We start from the raw sequence: 15972 nt of genomic DNA, 5'->3' as shown, positions 1-15972 counted from the left end.
GTCTTTTTTGAAAATTTCGTATGAAATGAGAGATGACATTGTTTACAACCTATCATGAAGCCATTGAATGGATTCATAGCAGACTCGCTTTCGGTGTCAAACCGGGACTTGAACGAATGAAATGGCTGATGGACAGACTAGACCATCCTGAACAAAAAATAAAAGCGGTGCATGTAGCTGGAACAAATGGAAAAGGATCAACGATTGCATTTACTCGATCCATTTTACAGTCAGCGGGCTATTCAGTTGGAACCTTCACCTCGCCATTTATTTTAACGTTCAATGAACGAATTAGTGTTAATGGGGAGCCGATTTTTGACGAAGAGTGGCTGAGTTTGGTGAACGAAATCAAGCCTTTAGTTGATGAATTAGATGATACAGAGCTTGGTGCAGCAACAGAGTTTGAGATCATTACAGCATGTGCGTTTGCTTATTTTGCCCATGTGCACCAAGTAGACTTTGTCCTCTTGGAAACAGGACTTGGCGGAAGACTTGATTCTACAAATGTGGCAGCGCCCATCTTAACAGCAATTACGTCGATTGGTCACGATCATATGGCCATTTTAGGCGACACACTTGATCAGATTGCAGCAGAAAAAGCTGGCATTATTAAAGCTGGGATTCCGATAATCACGGCCGTTCATCAAGCGGAAGCTCTTACTGTGATTCAACACAAAGCCGAAGAAAAGAATGCGCCGTTTATCTCGTTACAGTATACTTGTACCTTTAAGGACCAGCAGCCGACGGAAACAGGTGAACGCTTCACATTCACTACCCCAAAAAGGGAGTACTCGCAGCTAGAGACAGGGTTAATCGGAACGCATCAAATGCAGAACGCCTCCCTTGCCATTCTACTGATCGAATGGCTGGAGCAAGAAGGATATATCCATGTGCTAAATGAGCAAGTGTATGAAGGAATTCGGCAGGCGGTGTGGGCTGGAAGATTTGAAAAGATCCAAGATCAGCCTCTTGTTTATTTAGATGGTGCTCATAACGAAGAAGGAATGGACCGTTTAATCGAAACTGTACAAGCTCATTTTTCTAGTAAACAGGTTCATGTATGTTTTAGTGCGTTAAAAGATAAACCTTACAAACAAATGATCGAAAAGCTTGAAAGGATTAGTTCATCCATTCATTTTGTTTCCTTTGACTTTCCAAGAGCTGAGTCAGCGGAAAAGCTTTATGCTTGCAGTCATTTAGAAGCAAAATCGTTTGATGAAGACCCTCGTGCAGTGCTTGACTTCATTCAGAAAAAAAGAGATGACCCTTCAGCAATGATTCTGGTGACAGGTTCCCTTTATTTTATCTCAGATGTACGAAGTCGTATTTTACAGTAAGGAAAAGACGCAAATTGCTTCTATGCAATGTGCGTCTTTTTTCTTTTGATATGTAGGAGAGGGGGAAAATCACTTTTTCGCAAGGTGATCAAAGGTGAATCGCTATGGTACAATCCGGTCTATTCTATTTCCGGAAGGAGTCACCTAATTTGATTGATTTTTTTATGTTTTTCACAGGCATGGTCATGGGGTCATTTTTTCATCTAGTTGGTGAGAGGCTTCCAATGAAGCGATCTATTCTTTTTCCTCGTTCACACTGCGGAGCTTGTAAAGAGCCGCTTTCTTTTCACGACATGCTCCCGCTTTTTTCTTATATTGTATTGAAAGGGTCATGTAAGCATTGTGGAACCCGGCTCTCTTTGCTTTATCCAATGGTTGAGCTGTTGACAGGCGGCCTTTTTTTACTCGTTTATAGACATGCTGGTTTCTCTTTTGAGGGCCTTTTTCTTGTGAGTCTATGTAGTTTATTCGTGATTGCTGTCGTGAGCGATCTTTTTTATATGAGAGTACCCAACGAGCTCTTTCTCTTCTTTTTTCCTCTTTTCGTCATATACCGCACGCTAGAACCACTTTTTATTTGGTGGGAAGGAGCGGCATCTCTTCTTATTTGTCTTCTTTTGTTTTATAGTTTAGAACATTTCAAGCCAAATAGTATGGGGGGAGCAGATGTCAAACTATTAGGTGTGCTTGCATTTTGCTTCGGATTTAAGCCGTTTCTGATCATTCTTTTTCTTTCGTCTGTCACGGGAATGGTTTACGCAAAGGTGTTTTCTTACAAGGCAAATGAACCCTTTCCTTTTGTTCCTGCCATCGCTTGTTCTTTCTGGTTTTATCTTTTTTGTGGTGATCTGTTAAACCCAATTGGTGATTTTTTTGGATGAGAAAATTGGCGAACACTTTTTGAACCTGCCGACAAAAGTCTTGTTCTTTTTTTTATTGGCTATGTTAAAGTGTGAAACAGAAAGAAGGACGGGTTACATTCGCGCTATTTCATTGGACAGAAAGGTCTTTCTTACAAACAATGTCAGAAAGCGGGGAATGACAGTGAAAAAAAGGCAGGCAAAAAAACAAGGGTTAAAGGTCAATATTAATGGCAAGGAAGAAATGCTCCATGAAGAAGAGCATCAGCCTCAAAAACAGCAAGAGGATCAAGTGACGTTTTCGAACTGGGAGGAAAAGAGGCAGTCGGAACAGGAGACAGCCGCTTCCGAGGAAGAACCGTCTAAACCGAAAGAAGAAGATTTTCAATGGGACGATGCAGCGGATCACATTTATCATTCGGATCCAAAGGTCGTCACACCTTATCAAAAGAAAAAAGGTTCTTTTGAACAGAAGTTCAGTAAAAACCGCGGTCCCTTCAAACGAGTGATGACAACGATTGTGTTTGCAGTCGTTCTAGGGACAGGCCTCGGTGTATTTGCACTAAGTTTAAGTAAAGATGGATCTGCCAATCCATCAGGAGGCGATCATATCAGCGTCTCAGCATCTGGAAGCGGGCCGTCGGCGAAAGCTGGGGGAGATGCACCACCGGCTGATCTTGCAGATACGTCAAAGGACAATGAAGGTGAAAAAAGTGCAGCAGGTCATTTTTCAACCTTTGTGGTGCAGGCTGGAAAGTTTTCTTCTGAAAAAGGAGCAGATGACTTAGTTGACAGTTTAAAAGAGGCAGGATATGCAGGTAAAAAGGTATCAATGGATGATGGATATTATGTTATTGCCGGACTTGCCACAGAACAAGGCATGACAAGTGCCGTTGGGAAAAAATTGATCGATCAGCATTTTGAAGCATGGGGAGGAAAAGAGCTCTCATTTCAAGTGCCGGATGAGCTGACAGGTTTAATAGAGAAGGCATCTGTCTTATCCTCTAAGGTGATTGCAGGAGAAAATGTGGATCAAAAAGAAGTCACTCAGTTGATTTCTGAGCTTGAAAATGCCAAAACAACCGACGCACCAGCTAAAAGCAGTTTGCTGAAAGCTGTACAGCTTTTAAATGACCCATCTGCTGAAAATGGCTGGAAATCTCAGCAAGCTCTATTGGATCAACTAAATACGTAAAATCATGTTTTTAACAGCCAAACTAGTCAAAAAATGACTAGTTTTTTTCTTTTGCTTCCAACATAATGATGTAGGAACATGAAAATGACATTTTCGTTAATTGTCGGTAAGATGTTCATTTGATAGGATGAATGGGTATCTTACTTCTTAGGCTAAACCCTGAAAGGATGAACAAACATGAACCAGTTAATACTCGCATCTCAATCACCTAGAAGAAAAGAATTGCTTGATTTAGCAGGGTTTTCTTATGACATTCAAGCAAGTGATTTAAAAGAAGAAATAAATCGAAACCTTTCTCCTGCTGAGAACGTCCAATGGTTGGCAGAACAAAAAGCAAATGATATTCAAAAAATACATCCCAAAGCTGTGATCATTGGTGCAGATACAATTGTTGCAATTGATGGCAAATGTCTTGGAAAGCCAAAAGACAAGGAAGATGCAGCCTCAATGCTTCAATTATTGTCAGGTAAGACACATCAAGTCTTGACTGGTGTCACGATTCAATCAGAGAATAGAAAAGAAACATTTTATGAACAGACAGACGTGACATTTTGGCCGCTTACACAAGATGAAATAGACCGCTATATTGAAACCGGTGAGCCTCTTGATAAAGCTGGAAGCTACGGCATTCAAGGAAAAGGTGCCCTGTTTGTACAAAAAATAGACGGTGATTATTTTTCCGTTGTAGGACTCCCTATTGCTAAAACAGTCAGAGTGCTTGAAACATTTGGTATCACCCCTTTTTGATGACGGGAAGGAATCAAAAAAGGAGTGTAGATCTTGAATCATTTCCCTATGCTGCTGAAGCATTTTCCTCATGATGAAAAGCCGCGCGAACGATTTGTCAAATATGGCCCAAGCAGCTTATCAAACCATGAACTTGTCGCGATTCTTTTGAGAACAGGCACAAAAAAGGAATCAGTTCTTCAAGTGTCCGCAAGACTTTTGCAAACATTTGGTGGTCTTCGTTCTGTGAAGGAAGCTTCGATTGAAGAACTGTCAAAGATTCGAGGAGTTGGAAAAGCGAAGGCGATCTCTCTTTTAGCTGCTTTAGAACTCGGCACTAGATTACACCATCAAACGACGGACAATCGTTATGTGATCCGCACGCCGGAAGATGGTGCGAATTTTGTGATGGAAGATATGAGATTTTTGACGCAGGAGAATTTCGTTTGTCTTTATCTCAATACCAAAAATCAAGTTCTTCATAAACATACTGTGTTTATCGGAAGTCTAAATTCGTCGATTGTTCACCCGCGTGAAATTTTTAAAGAGGCCTTTAAACGTTCGGCCGCTTCATTTATATGTGTGCACAACCATCCATCTGGAGATCCGACGCCCAGCAGGGAAGATATTGAAGTCACACAGCGACTTTTTGAATGTGGAAAGCTGATTGGAATACAGCTGCTTGATCATCTAGTGATCGGTGATCAAAAATTTGTGAGTTTGAAGGAAAAAGGGTATTTGTAACACTTTTTTTTTCAATGTTTTACGATATAATAGAGTTTATGAGTTTTTCCCTAAAGGGAATTTTGGTTTAAGAAAGGAAGATACATACATATGTTTGGAATTGGTACAAAAGACCTTGGAATAGATCTTGGAACAGCGAATACGCTTGTTTTTATTAAAGGAAAAGGCATTGTTGTGAGAGAACCTTCGGTCGTAGCTTTGGAAACTGATACGAAGTCTATAGTGGCGGTTGGAAATGACGCTAGAAACATGATCGGTCGTACACCTGGTAATGTTGTGGCACTGCGCCCAATGAAAGACGGAGTCATTGCAGACTACGAGACGACAGCAACAATGATGAAATATTACATTAATCAAGCATTAAAAGGTAAAGGGCTTTTTGCTCGTAAACCGTACGTGATGGTGTGTGTACCATCTGGTATTACAGCAGTAGAAGAGCGTGCAGTCATTGATGCAACAAGACAAGCTGGTGCTCGTGACGCATACCCTATTGAAGAGCCATTTGCTGCGGCAATCGGTGCTAACCTTCCTGTATGGGAGCCAACTGGAAGCATGGTTGTAGATATTGGCGGTGGTACAACAGAAGTAGCCATTATTTCACTTGGCGGTATTGTGACATCTCAATCGATCCGTGTTGCAGGAGACGAGATGGATGATGCGATCAGCAGCTACATTCGTAAAACGTATAATCTTATGATTGGTGATCGCACGTCAGAAGCGATTAAAATGGAAATCGGTTCTGCGCAGCCTGACGTACATGATGAGATGGACATTCGCGGCCGTGACCTTTTAACAGGTCTGCCAAAAACGATCTCTATTACGGCAGAAGAAATTGCAAAAGCGCTTCGCGATACGGTGGAAACAATTGTCGATGCGGTCAAAATGACACTTGAAAAAACGCCACCTGAGCTGGCAGCAGATATTATGGACCGTGGAATCGTTTTAACAGGCGGTGGTGCATTGCTGCGTAATCTTGACAAAGTCATTAGTGATGAAACAAAAATGCCGGTCATTATTGCTGAAGATCCGCTTGACTGTGTGGCGATCGGAACAGGGAAAGCACTAGAACATATTCACTTGTTCAAAGGAAAATCTAAAGATAATCGATAATTGGGCGTAAATAAAGAGGTGTAAGACATGCCGCAGTTTTTTATGAATAAAAGATTAATGTTGCTCCTTGTCTGTGTCATCGTACTGGTGGCCATGATTGGTTTTTCAGTGAAAAGCGGCAGAGGTGCTTCATGGCCGGAAAAATTAGTGGGGGATACGACAGGCTTTTTTCAAGGTGTCTTTCATAAACCATCACAATTTATTGCCGGTATTTATGGGAACGTACAAGATTTAAAGAACACATATGATGAAAACGAGCGTCTTCGAAAAAAACTTGATGGACAAACCCAATATGAGGCGAAACTTCAAGAACTAGAAGATGAGAACAAAAAGCTTCGCAAGCAGCTCGGATATGTGAACTCTATTCGTGACTACACGCCCATTCTTTCAACAGTCATTGCGAGAAACCCGTCCCTTTGGGATAGTTTTGTCATGATTGATAAAGGGAAAAAACAAGGCGTTGAAAAAGATATGGCGGTCACCAATGAGAGTGGTGCGTTAATTGGGAAAATTGAAAGTGATAAGCTCAACAATTTTACGTCGACTGTAAGGTTGCTAAGCTCTACAGATCAAAATAATAGAATTTCAACGAAAATTTTTGCGAAAAAGGGCAAAGAAGAACTCAATGGAATTATTAACGGTTATGACAGCAAGAAAAAAATGCTGACAATGAACATTTTAAAATCCGATGCTGATGGGGATGTCAAAAAAGGAGATCTTGTTGAAACATCTGGAGCAGGGGGCGTATTCCCGCAGGGCTTGACCATTGGAAAGGTAAGCGAAATTGAGCCGGACCATTACGGACTGACAAAAATTATTTATGTAGAACCAGCTGCTGAACTCAATAATTTAGACCGCGTGATTGTTGTGAATCGCAGCACAAGTACGGCAGATGCATCTCAATTAACGAAGGAGGAAGGCTCGTGAAACGTGTCCTTCTTGCTTTCGTCATGTTGTTTATTTTCGTATTTGACAGTATTTTTGTCGATTTAGTGAAGCTCCCATTTGTTTCAGATAATCAAATTTTAGCACCTCATTTCATCTTACTCGCACTTGTATTTATGACAGCTTTTGTGAATCAAAAATATGGTGTGATTTATGGATTTATCTTTGGACTTTTATATGATATTTCGTATACAGGTATTCTTGGTGTTCATATGTTTGGCTTTGGTGCGCTCTGCTATTTGTTAGCAAAAGCCTTCAAAGTCCTCCAAACGAATATGTTAGTCGTTGTCTTTCTATCGATGATTGCTGTTGCAGTGATGGAGTTTTATGTGTACGGCGTTCAAGCGACGATTCAACCAGGTATTATGCCTTTTAATACGTATGTCATCGAACGCTTTATTCCAACGATTCTTTTAAATACTGCTGCGTCTCTCATACTTGTTGTGCCGCTTAGGCTCTTTTTCATCAATGTGAAACAAGGACTGATCGACGAATAAAAGCAGGAGTTTGTCCAATTACGGCGAAATGAGTATGTTGTTGAGGTGAGCATCTTGAAAACTCAAAAACAGCAGTATGTGACAATAAAAGGTACAAAAAACGGATTAACATTACAGTTAAATGATGACTGTTCGTTTGAAGACCTTCTTTCTGGCTTGCGAGAGGTTCTTTTACTTGAGCAATATACAGATGGAAGAGAAGGACATAAAGTCAATGTGCATATTAAACTTGGTTTTCGATATTTAACAGAGGATCAAGAGGCGCGTTTAACTGAAGCGGTGTCTGAAAATGAACATCTCGTCATTCACTCTATTGAAAGTGACGTCATGTCAACTGAAGAGGCGAGACGTTTAAAAGCAGAGGCTGAGATTACTTCTGTAGCAAAAATTGTACGCTCTGGACAGGTGCTTTATGTCGAAGGGGATCTTTTATTAATAGGAGATGTCAACCCTGGCGGAACCATTCGTGCAGGGGGGAATATTTTTGTGCTTGGTGCGTTGAAAGGTGTAGCGCATGCTGGATGTAATGGAAACAAGCAAGCTGTGATTGCAGCATCTCATATGATTCCAACCCAGCTTCGCATCGCACAGGTGTTTAACCGTGCACCGGATCAAAAAGAAGATGGAAATGAAATGGAATGTGCTTATTTAGATATAGATGGCAATATGATCATTGAACGCCTGCAGCAATTGGCTCATATAAGACCTAATCTGACAAGGCTTGAGGGAGGAATGTGAAATTGGGCGAGGCTATTGTGATTACCTCAGGAAAAGGCGGCGTTGGCAAAACAACAACATCTGCAAACTTAGGCACAGCACTAGCAATTCAAGGAAAAAAAGTGTGTCTAGTTGATACCGACATCGGCCTTCGGAATTTAGATGTCGTGATGGGGCTTGAGAACCGCATTATTTATGATCTAGTCGATGTAGTAGAAGGAAGATGCAAGATTCACCAAGCGCTTGTGAAGGATAAGCGGTTCGAGGATCTTTTGTATCTTTTACCTGCTGCTCAAACAAGCGATAAAACGGCGGTAGAGCCGGAGCAGATCAAAGAATTAATTCAATCATTGAAACAAGACTTTGATTATGTTGTCATTGATTGCCCTGCTGGAATTGAGCAAGGCTTTAAAAATGCTGTATCAGGTGCTGACAAAGCGATTGTGGTCACGACACCTGAAATCTCAGCTGTGAGAGATGCAGACCGAATTATCGGCTTGCTGGAACAAGAGGATATTGAACCGCCTCGTTTGATTGTGAACCGCATTCGTACTCACATGGCGAAAAATGGCGATTCGATGGATGTGGATGAAGTTGTCCATCATTTATCAATTGATCTTCTCGGCATTGTAGCCGATGATGATGATGTCATTAAGGCTTCAAACAATGGTGAACCGATTGTCATGGATGCTAAAAATAAAGTTTCCATTGCGTATCGCAATATTGCTCGCCGCGTACTAGGTGAATCTGTTCCTCTTCAATCCTTTGAAGAAGAAAACAAAGGGATGTTTGCAAAGCTGAAAGCATTTTTCGGTGTAAGAGCATAATGATTCACGTGAGATGAGACCGATTCGATGAGAATCGGTCTTTTTGTTGCATATCATATGAGGTCGCCACATAAAATGTACAAACTGTTTGTATGTAAAGGGTGATCTTATGAAAAGAGTGGACGAGTATCGAAAGAAAATAGCGCAGCGCCGCAAAATGAAGCAGCCAGCTGCTGCCCCTAAGAAGGCAGCTTTCAAGAAGAAAGATGATATTCCGCCATGGGTCATGTTAACAGAAGAAGAAAAGCATTCTGGCTCGGCTTCCTACGAGTCAACGTCTCATCAGCCGAAAAAATTTCGCCATCCGTTATTTCATTCAAATACATTTGTGCTTAAATGTTTACTTTCTGCCTCTCTTGTACTGATTGCCGCTATTTCATTTAAAGGGCAGGCGGGGCCTTTTCAGCAGCTGAAGCCGATGATCAGTCAAACCTTTGAACAAGATTTTCAATTTGCCGCCGCCAACCGGTGGTTTGAGAAAACTGTCGGAAACCCACTTGCCTTTTTAACCGATAAAAAAGAAGGACAAAAGGATGTACAAGCCAATCAAGAGCTGGCTGTCCCTGCCTCTGGAAAAGTGCAGGAATCCTTTACGCAAAATGGTGCCGGAGTGAAAGTTGAAACATCTGCTGAAGCCATCGATAGTATGAAAGAAGGCTATGTCGTAGAAGTGAAAAAGAAAAGTGATACGGGGCTCACAGTCGTGGTGCAGCATGCAGATAACAGCTACAGCTGGTACGGCCAACTAAAAGAAGCTGATGTGGCTTTATACGATTTTGTCGATAAAGGGGAAAAAATTGGTCAAATTGCGCTTGATAAACAAGGCAAGGGGACATATTACTTCGCCATTAAGCAAAATGAACAGTTTATTGATCCCATTCAGGTGATGACCTTTGAATAGATGGCTGCTCATGCTGACAAAGGTCCATGTTCACCCGCTCCTTTGGATAGTCATGGCATTTGCCATGCTATCAGGTCAAATTAAGCCGTTGCTTTGTCTGCTCATCATCGTCTGTGTCCATGAGCTTGGACATGCAGCGGCTGCTTGTTATTATCACTGGCGGATTCGGCGGATTTTTTTACTGCCATTTGGCGGGGCGGTAGAAGTAGAAGAGCATGGGAACCGTCCGCTAAAAGAAGAGCTGGCGGTCATTTTATGCGGACCGCTTCAGCATGTCCCGCTCCAGCTCGTCGCCTGGCTTCTCATGGAAGCCTCACTTATCTCATATGACGTCTTTACGATGTTTACTTTTTATAATGTAGCGATTTTTCTAGTGAACCTTTTGCCCATTTGGCCACTTGATGGCGGGAAATTATTCTTTTTGCTCTTATCTGTTTTTTACCCTTTCCAACAGGCACATGCCCTTGCAATAAAAGGCTCTCTCATTTTTTTCGGTCTTTTGACAGCAGGGTTACTCTGTTTTGCTCCGCTGCAATTCAACGGCTGGATCCTGCTCACTTTTTTAGCCTACTCGCTTGTGATGGAGCACCGGCAGCGGCATTATATCAGGGTGCGTTTTTTACTAGAACGTTATTACGGTAAAAAAGAGCAAAAGGTAGAGAAACTCATTCCGCTGAGAGCCAGTGCTGAGGAGAAAATATATGAAGTGATGGCGCGATTCCAAAGGGGCTGTAAGCATCCCATTATTATCGAACGGAATGGTGTGAAAATGAGCCAGCTCGATGAAAATGAATTGCTCCATGCTTATTTTTCAGATCGAAGAACCACCTCTTCCATGGAAGATCTTCTTTTGCCGTACTAATGGTGAAAATACATTGACATTCAGCGTCTAATTTGATATATTTTTTAATGTTATGGATATGTAGCACCCGTGCTACAACCGCGCGGAGCAGGTGTAAAGTGCCTATTGGCCCCCTGTATTCGGCGAGTCTGAGTTTATTAGGAGGTGCAGAGATGTACGCAATTATCGAAACTGGTGGTAAACAAGTAAAAGTTGAAGAAGGTCAAACTGTTTATGTTGAAAAACTAGCTGCTGAAGCAGGTGAAACAGTTACTTTCGAAAACGTATTGTTTGTCGGCGGAGACACTGTCAAAGTGGGTAACCCTTCAGTTGCTGGAGCAACAGTAACGGCTAAAGTTGAAAAACAAGGTCGCGGTAAGAAAATTACTGTGTTCAAGTACAAACCGAAGAAAAACAACCACAAGAAACAAGGTCATCGTCAACCTTACACTAAAGTTGTTATCGAAAAAATCAACGCTTAAGGCGTGTGAGTGATATGATCAAAGCAACCATTACTCGGTCGCCGGCAGATGAAAGCATTACGTCTTTTCAGATGACTGGACATGCCGAGTTTGCTGAAAAAGGTCAGGATCTCGTTTGTGCAGGTGTATCTGCTGTTGTTTTCGGATCAGTCAATTCAATTATTGCACTGACAGGAATGGATCCACTGCTTGATATTGGAGATGAAGGCGGGTATTTCTCTTTTGAACTGCCAGCTGATACAGATCCAGTCACCTTTGAAAAAGCCCAGTTGCTTTTAGAAGGCATGGTCGTTTCCTTAGAAACAATTGAACGAGATTATCACGATTATGTGAGAATATCTACAAAAAAATAGGAGGTGAACTTCATGCTTAGATTAGATCTTCAATTTTTCGCATCTAAAAAAGGGGTAGGTTCTACAAAGAACGGACGTGACTCTGAGTCTAAACGTTTAGGCGCTAAACGTGCTGATGGTCAATTCGTAACTGGTGGTTCTATCCTTTATCGTCAACGTGGAACGAAAATCTATCCAGGTGAAAACGTTGGACGCGGAGGCGACGACACTCTTTTCGCTAAAATCGACGGAACAGTTAAATTCGAACGTTTCGGTCGTGACCGTAAAAAAGTGAGCGTATATCCTGCGGCACAATAATTGCTAAAAACTCCGGTCATTGACTGGAGTTTTTTTCACTATTCAGGGAGCTTTTGCGCTTTTTACAAGTAGTACCGAAGATGATAAAAGAAGATGCACTCCATAAATATCAAAGAATGTTTGCTGACTTTGCCTCATTTTCTCCTATACGATCAGAAAAAACAACCTTTCCTCACATAACTAGTGTTTTTCTAAGCTGTCTTCTCTGTTATAATTCAGGGAGACATATTGATGATAAGACTCCTAAAAGAGAGACCAAACGATTGGGAGTGCGATAATGGAAGAGATACCAAGTAAACAAAACGAAAAATTAACTCACGTTGCATTAACGAATGAATTGATCCATCTGCTTAGTCGTTCAAGACACGACTGGATGAATAAATTGCAGTTAATCAAAGGCAACTTGACATTAGAAAAATATGACCGAGTGTTCGAAATAATAGAAGAAATGGTCATTGAAGCACAGCATGAATCCAAACTCTCAAATTTAAAAATTCCCCAATTGGCCTATTACTTTCTAACCTTTAATTGGGAGTCGCATTTTATCACCCTAGAATATGAAGTGCTTGGTGAAACCCGAGACTTATCAGCATATGAATCGCAGCTGCTAACGGTATCACGGGAGTTGTTTTCGATATTCGATCAATCAGTTTGCCAAAAAACTGAAAATCATTTAACGGTCACTTTCCAAACGGATCATGAAGAGAATGATGTGATCTTATATTTTGATTTCAAAGGAAAATTAACAAGTTTGGATGCGTTAAATGCGTTTCATGACGCAAACTATCCATGTATGAGTATAACGCAATTTCATGTGACGAATCACGAGTCCATGATTGAGCTTTGTTTGAGGCAAGAACGAGATATGTGATGCAGAGAAACGGAGGAAGTTATGTTTGTAGATCAGGTTAAAGTGTATGTTAAAGGCGGTGACGGCGGAAACGGTATGGTGGCGTTCCGTCGTGAAAAATATGTGCCAAAAGGCGGGCCAGCAGGCGGCGATGGCGGAAATGGTGCAGATGTAGTATTTGAAGTAGACGAAGGACTCAGAACGTTAATGGACTTTCGTTATAAGCGTCATTTCAAGGCGGACCGCGGTGAGCATGGAATGAGTAAAAACCAGCATGGCCGAAATGCGGAAGAAATGATTGTTAAAGTTCCGCCGGGTACAGTGGTGACAGATGCCGAGACGGAACAAGTACTAGCTGACTTGACAGAGCATGGACAGCGGGCTGTGATTGCCAAAGGTGGACGTGGTGGACGTGGAAATTCACGCTTCGCAACACCAGCAAACCCTGCACCACAGCTGTCTGAAAACGGTGAGCCAGGTAAAGAACGTGACGTCATCTTAGAATTAAAAGTACTTGCAGATGTTGGACTTGTTGGTTTCCCAAGTGTCGGGAAGTCAACGCTGCTTTCGATTGTCTCTTCTGCGAAACCAAAAATTGCGGATTATCATTTTACAACGCTTGTGCCAAACCTCGGAGTTGTTGAAACAGACGATAACCGAAGCTTTGTCATGGCGGATCTGCCAGGACTGATCGAAGGAGCGCACGAAGGTGTTGGCTTAGGTCATCAATTTTTACGCCACATTGAACGTACACGTGTCATTGTCCATGTCATTGATATGTCTGGACTTGAAGGGCGTGACCCATACGAAGATTACGTGACGATCAATGAAGAGCTTGAGCAATACAATATGAGATTGACAGAGCGTCCGCAAATCATTGTAGCGAACAAAATGGACATGCCGGATGCAGCTGACAATCTAGCGGCATTTAAAGAAAAATTAACAGATGACTATAAAGTGTTCCCAATTAGTGCGATCACAAGAGAAGGGCTTCGTGAGCTCTTATTTGAAATCGCCAATCAGCTTGAAACAACACCGGAATTCCCGCTCTACAATGAAGAAGAGCTCTCTGATAACCGTGTGATGTACAAGTTTGATGAAGGAGAAGCAGCATTTGAGATCTCAAGAGATCCTGATGGTACGTTTGTCTTAACTGGTAAAGCACTTGAGCGACTGTTTAAGATGACAGATTTCTCAAGAGACGAGTCAGTGAAACGATTCTCTAGACAGCTGCGCGGAATGGGCGTTGATGATGCCCTGCGTGAACGTGGTGCAAAAGATGGAGACATCATTCGTCTGCTTGAATTTGAATTTGAATTTATCGATTGATCAAAAGGAGGGTCCAGTTCATGGGCTCTCCCGTTTTTAAAAGGGGAGAAAACAGGTGAAAGAAGAAACGTTCTATTTAGTAAGAGAGGATGTACTTCCGGATGCGATGCGAAAAACGCTTGAAGTCAAAAAGCTTCTCGATCGCAAAAAAGCGGATTCAGTTGCTGATGCTGTTCAAAAAGCGGATTTAAGCCGCAGTGCTTTTTATAAATATCGAGATGCTGTTTTTCCATTTTATACTATGGTCAAAGAGCAGATCATCACATTGTTTTTCCACCTGGAGGATCGGTCTGGGGCTCTGTCTAGGCTGCTGCAAATTGTGGCTGACTCTGGCTGTAATGTGTTATCCATTCACCAAACGATTCCGCTGCAAGGAAGAGCGAATGTTACCCTGTCGATCAGTACGGCCGGCATGGCAGATGATATCAATACAGTCATGAATCAATTAAGAAAACTTGAATTTGTCGAAAAAGTTGAAATTCTAGGTTCTGGGGCGTAAAAGGAGAGATCATAGCAGATGAAGCAATTAACGGTAGGTTACTTTGGACCAGAGGCCACATTTACTCATTTGGCTGTCTGTTCTTGTTTTCCAAAAGAAGCAGAGCAACGGGCTTATGCAACCATTCCGCAATGTATGGATGCCGTGTCAAAGGGAGAAGTAGATTTGGCGGTCGTTCCACTTGAAAATGCACTCGAAGGATCTGTGAACTTAACGATTGATTATTTAATTCATGAGGACGCTTTGTCCATTGTGGGCGAAATGACAGCACCGATTCGTCAGCACCTGCTTGTCCATCCATCGAGAGCGGAGAGCTGGGAGACATTAGATGTGATTCAGTCACATCCGCACGCCATTGCGCAGTGTCATCAATTTTTGAAGAGGCAGTTCCCTGATATTCCGCATCGGCCAGTGGAATCAACAGGCTATGCAGCAAAATACATCAGTGAGCATCCAGATGAAGCTGTTGGTGCGATTGCGAATGAAATCGCCGCAAAAACGTACGGATTGACGATTGCGAAAAAAGACATTCATGATTATCCGCACAATCATACACGCTTTGTTATTTTACATAAAGAGGCGAAGGCATCGTTCCCAATGAATTCTGGTTTTTCTTCAAAGCCAAAAACAACCATTGTTGTCAGCCTGCCAAAGGATGATCAGTCTGGTGCATTGCACCGCGTGTTATCAGCTTTTTCATGGCGGAATCTCAATTTGTCCAAAATTGAATCGCGTCCGACAAAAACAGGCCTTGGACACTATTTATTTATCATTGATATCGAAAAAGAGATGGATGATGTACTTGTCCCTGGCGCCATTCAAGAATTAGAAGCGATTGGCTGTGAAGTGAAACTACTCGGCAGCTATCAAACATATGAATTAACGAATGAAAAATAGTGTCCTGCAGGGGACACTATTTTTTTAGTCTTTAATGAGAAATCCAGCGTCATCAAGCGCTTGAATGGCTTGGTCAAGCTGCTTTTGGCTGTAGGAAGTAAGGGTATGTAAGTGTACGCCGTCTGTCAGCTCTGATAAGTAGGAGGCGCCTGTATTAGAAATATGATGAACGAAGTCAGCCACTTGTTTGCGCGTACTCACTCGAATAGAGGCCGTTAGCTCCCCGTAGACAGGGTGCTCAATCATCACGTCTTTCACCGTTACACCGTAGTCTACAATCAGTGTGAGCTCCTCTTCTGTACGATGAGGATCGTGCTTGCAAGCGATAATCTGTTCAATTTCAGTTTCCGGTGTATGCTGCGCCATATACACATAGCCTTGGCTTGTGGCAATAATGGGTTCGTTTTTTGCTTTGAGTAATGAAATATCTTGTACAATGACTTGTCGTGAGACAGCGGCTTTTTTGGCTAAAAAACTTCCAGTGAGTGGTGTATCTGTCTCTTTCAGCCACTTTAAAATGGCGTTTCTTCTTTCTTCGCCAATGAGTTTTCTCTCTTGTTCCACG

20 protein-coding genes and 1 other annotated feature are annotated in these 15972 nt (G+C 42.0%); of the genes, 19 read left to right on the top strand and 1 reads right to left on the bottom strand.

The annotated features are described in order from the left end of the window. The first annotated feature begins 32 nt into the window (after window positions 1-32). From NSQ52_RS12790 to pheA, 19 genes are all read left to right on the top strand, one after another. Window positions 33-1337 (top strand): folylpolyglutamate synthase/dihydrofolate synthase family protein, encoded by a 1305-nt coding sequence (locus NSQ52_RS12790; RefSeq protein WP_281201214.1) that lies wholly within the window; start codon window positions 33-35, stop codon window positions 1335-1337. Between the two features lie 149 nt (window positions 1338-1486). Beyond that, window positions 1487-2218 (top strand): prepilin peptidase, encoded by a 732-nt coding sequence (locus NSQ52_RS12785; RefSeq protein ID WP_342473397.1) that lies wholly within the window; start codon window positions 1487-1489, stop codon window positions 2216-2218. Further along, window positions 2199-3392 carry an SPOR domain-containing protein gene (locus tag NSQ52_RS12780; protein ID WP_342473396.1) on the top strand — a complete coding sequence of 398 codons (1194 nt, stop codon included), beginning with the start codon at window positions 2199-2201 and terminating at the stop codon, window positions 3390-3392. The genes NSQ52_RS12785 and NSQ52_RS12780 overlap by 20 nt, the downstream gene beginning before the upstream one ends. A 177-nt stretch (window positions 3393-3569) precedes the next feature. Next, a complete protein-coding gene (locus NSQ52_RS12775; RefSeq protein ID WP_007501543.1) occupies window positions 3570-4139 on the top strand; it encodes a Maf family protein in 570 nt (189 codons plus the stop codon). A 48-nt stretch (window positions 4140-4187) separates the two neighbouring features. Next, entirely contained in the window at window positions 4188-4862 is a 675-nt protein-coding gene (gene radC / locus NSQ52_RS12770; RefSeq protein WP_026050121.1) for a DNA repair protein RadC, read from the top strand. A gap of 90 nt (window positions 4863-4952) precedes the next feature. Beyond that, window positions 4953-5972: a rod shape-determining protein gene (locus NSQ52_RS12765; protein WP_007501538.1), complete on the top strand. Its 1020-nt coding sequence runs from the start codon at window positions 4953-4955 to the stop codon at window positions 5970-5972. 27 nt (window positions 5973-5999) lie between these two features. Then, window positions 6000-6899: a rod shape-determining protein MreC gene (mreC, locus tag NSQ52_RS12760; protein WP_007501536.1), complete on the top strand. Its 900-nt coding sequence runs from the start codon at window positions 6000-6002 to the stop codon at window positions 6897-6899. Beyond that, window positions 6896-7414, top strand: coding sequence for a rod shape-determining protein MreD (gene mreD, locus NSQ52_RS12755; RefSeq protein ID WP_008342803.1), 519 nt, complete (start codon window positions 6896-6898; stop codon window positions 7412-7414). The genes mreC and mreD overlap by 4 nt, the downstream gene beginning before the upstream one ends. 54 nt (window positions 7415-7468) lie before the next feature. After that, window positions 7469-8152 carry a septum site-determining protein MinC gene (minC, locus tag NSQ52_RS12750; protein ID WP_007501533.1) on the top strand — a complete coding sequence of 228 codons (684 nt, stop codon included), beginning with the start codon at window positions 7469-7471 and terminating at the stop codon, window positions 8150-8152. Window positions 8153-8154: 2 nt separating this feature from the next. Next, a complete protein-coding gene (gene minD / locus NSQ52_RS12745) occupies window positions 8155-8958 on the top strand; it encodes a septum site-determining protein MinD (protein WP_017358134.1) in 804 nt (267 codons plus the stop codon). 109 nt (window positions 8959-9067) lie between these two features. Next, complete coding sequence (locus NSQ52_RS12740) at window positions 9068-9859, top strand: M23 family metallopeptidase (RefSeq protein ID WP_024718399.1); 792 nt, start codon at window positions 9068-9070, stop codon at window positions 9857-9859. After that, entirely contained in the window at window positions 9852-10721 is an 870-nt protein-coding gene (locus NSQ52_RS12735) for a M50 family metallopeptidase (RefSeq protein ID WP_024718398.1), read from the top strand. The genes NSQ52_RS12740 and NSQ52_RS12735 overlap by 8 nt, the downstream gene beginning before the upstream one ends. Window positions 10722-10787: 66 nt before the next feature. Continuing rightward, window positions 10788-10861 (top strand) — a sequence feature (ribosomal protein L21 leader region). Window positions 10862-10873: 12 nt separating this feature from the next. Continuing rightward, window positions 10874-11182, top strand: a complete 309-nt coding sequence (rplU, locus tag NSQ52_RS12730) for a 50S ribosomal protein L21 (RefSeq protein ID WP_003216781.1) — start codon at window positions 10874-10876, stop codon at window positions 11180-11182. A gap of 14 nt (window positions 11183-11196) precedes the next feature. After that, the gene (locus NSQ52_RS12725; RefSeq protein WP_007501524.1) at window positions 11197-11535 is read left to right on the top strand and encodes a ribosomal-processing cysteine protease Prp; all 339 of its coding nucleotides are present in this window, start codon (window positions 11197-11199) and stop codon (window positions 11533-11535) included. 12 nt (window positions 11536-11547) lie between these two features. Next, on the top strand, window positions 11548-11832 hold the full coding sequence (gene rpmA / locus NSQ52_RS12720; protein ID WP_003216586.1) for a 50S ribosomal protein L27: 285 nt from the start codon (window positions 11548-11550) through the stop codon (window positions 11830-11832). Between the two features lie 277 nt (window positions 11833-12109). Next, window positions 12110-12703: a sporulation initiation phosphotransferase B gene (locus NSQ52_RS12715; protein ID WP_007501522.1), complete on the top strand. Its 594-nt coding sequence runs from the start codon at window positions 12110-12112 to the stop codon at window positions 12701-12703. A gap of 21 nt (window positions 12704-12724) precedes the next feature. Further along, entirely contained in the window at window positions 12725-14011 is a 1287-nt protein-coding gene (obgE, locus tag NSQ52_RS12710; RefSeq protein WP_007501521.1) for a GTPase ObgE, read from the top strand. Between the two features lie 55 nt (window positions 14012-14066). Beyond that, a complete protein-coding gene (locus NSQ52_RS12705; protein ID WP_008342790.1) occupies window positions 14067-14510 on the top strand; it encodes an ACT domain-containing protein in 444 nt (147 codons plus the stop codon). 18 nt (window positions 14511-14528) lie between these two features. Continuing rightward, window positions 14529-15407, top strand: coding sequence for a prephenate dehydratase (pheA, locus tag NSQ52_RS12700; protein ID WP_039167032.1), 879 nt, complete (start codon window positions 14529-14531; stop codon window positions 15405-15407). 24 nt (window positions 15408-15431) lie between these two features. Here the strand turns inward: pheA and NSQ52_RS12695 are convergent, their stop codons facing one another. Further along, on the bottom strand, window positions 15432-15971 hold the full coding sequence (locus NSQ52_RS12695) for a transcription repressor NadR (RefSeq protein WP_024718395.1): 540 nt from the start codon (window positions 15969-15971) through the stop codon (window positions 15432-15434). Between the last annotated feature and the right edge of the window lies 1 nt (window position 15972).

It is taken from the genome of Bacillus sp. FSL W8-1141 (genome assembly GCF_038593205.1).
Lineage (GTDB): Bacteria > Bacillota > Bacilli > Bacillales > Bacillaceae > Bacillus > Bacillus altitudinis.
This window is presented reverse-complemented; position numbering and strand designations above follow the sequence as displayed.

Coding starts and splice junctions, on each gene's coding strand:
- NSQ52_RS12725 (WP_007501524.1), top strand. CDS start 11,197: ATGATCAAAGCAACCATTACTCGGTCGCCGGCAGATGAAAGCATTACG.
- NSQ52_RS12775 (WP_007501543.1), top strand. CDS start 3,570: ATGAACCAGTTAATACTCGCATCTCAATCACCTAGAAGAAAAGAATTG.
- rplU (WP_003216781.1), top strand. CDS start 10,874: ATGTACGCAATTATCGAAACTGGTGGTAAACAAGTAAAAGTTGAAGAA.
- NSQ52_RS12740 (WP_024718399.1), top strand. CDS start 9,068: ATGAAAAGAGTGGACGAGTATCGAAAGAAAATAGCGCAGCGCCGCAAA.
- pheA (WP_039167032.1), top strand. CDS start 14,529: ATGAAGCAATTAACGGTAGGTTACTTTGGACCAGAGGCCACATTTACT.
- NSQ52_RS12790 (WP_281201214.1), top strand. CDS start 33: ATGACATTGTTTACAACCTATCATGAAGCCATTGAATGGATTCATAGC.
- obgE (WP_007501521.1), top strand. CDS start 12,725: ATGTTTGTAGATCAGGTTAAAGTGTATGTTAAAGGCGGTGACGGCGGA.
- NSQ52_RS12715 (WP_007501522.1), top strand. CDS start 12,110: ATGGAAGAGATACCAAGTAAACAAAACGAAAAATTAACTCACGTTGCA.
- mreC (WP_007501536.1), top strand. CDS start 6,000: ATGCCGCAGTTTTTTATGAATAAAAGATTAATGTTGCTCCTTGTCTGT.
- NSQ52_RS12765 (WP_007501538.1), top strand. CDS start 4,953: ATGTTTGGAATTGGTACAAAAGACCTTGGAATAGATCTTGGAACAGCG.
- radC (WP_026050121.1), top strand. CDS start 4,188: ATGCTGCTGAAGCATTTTCCTCATGATGAAAAGCCGCGCGAACGATTT.
- rpmA (WP_003216586.1), top strand. CDS start 11,548: ATGCTTAGATTAGATCTTCAATTTTTCGCATCTAAAAAAGGGGTAGGT.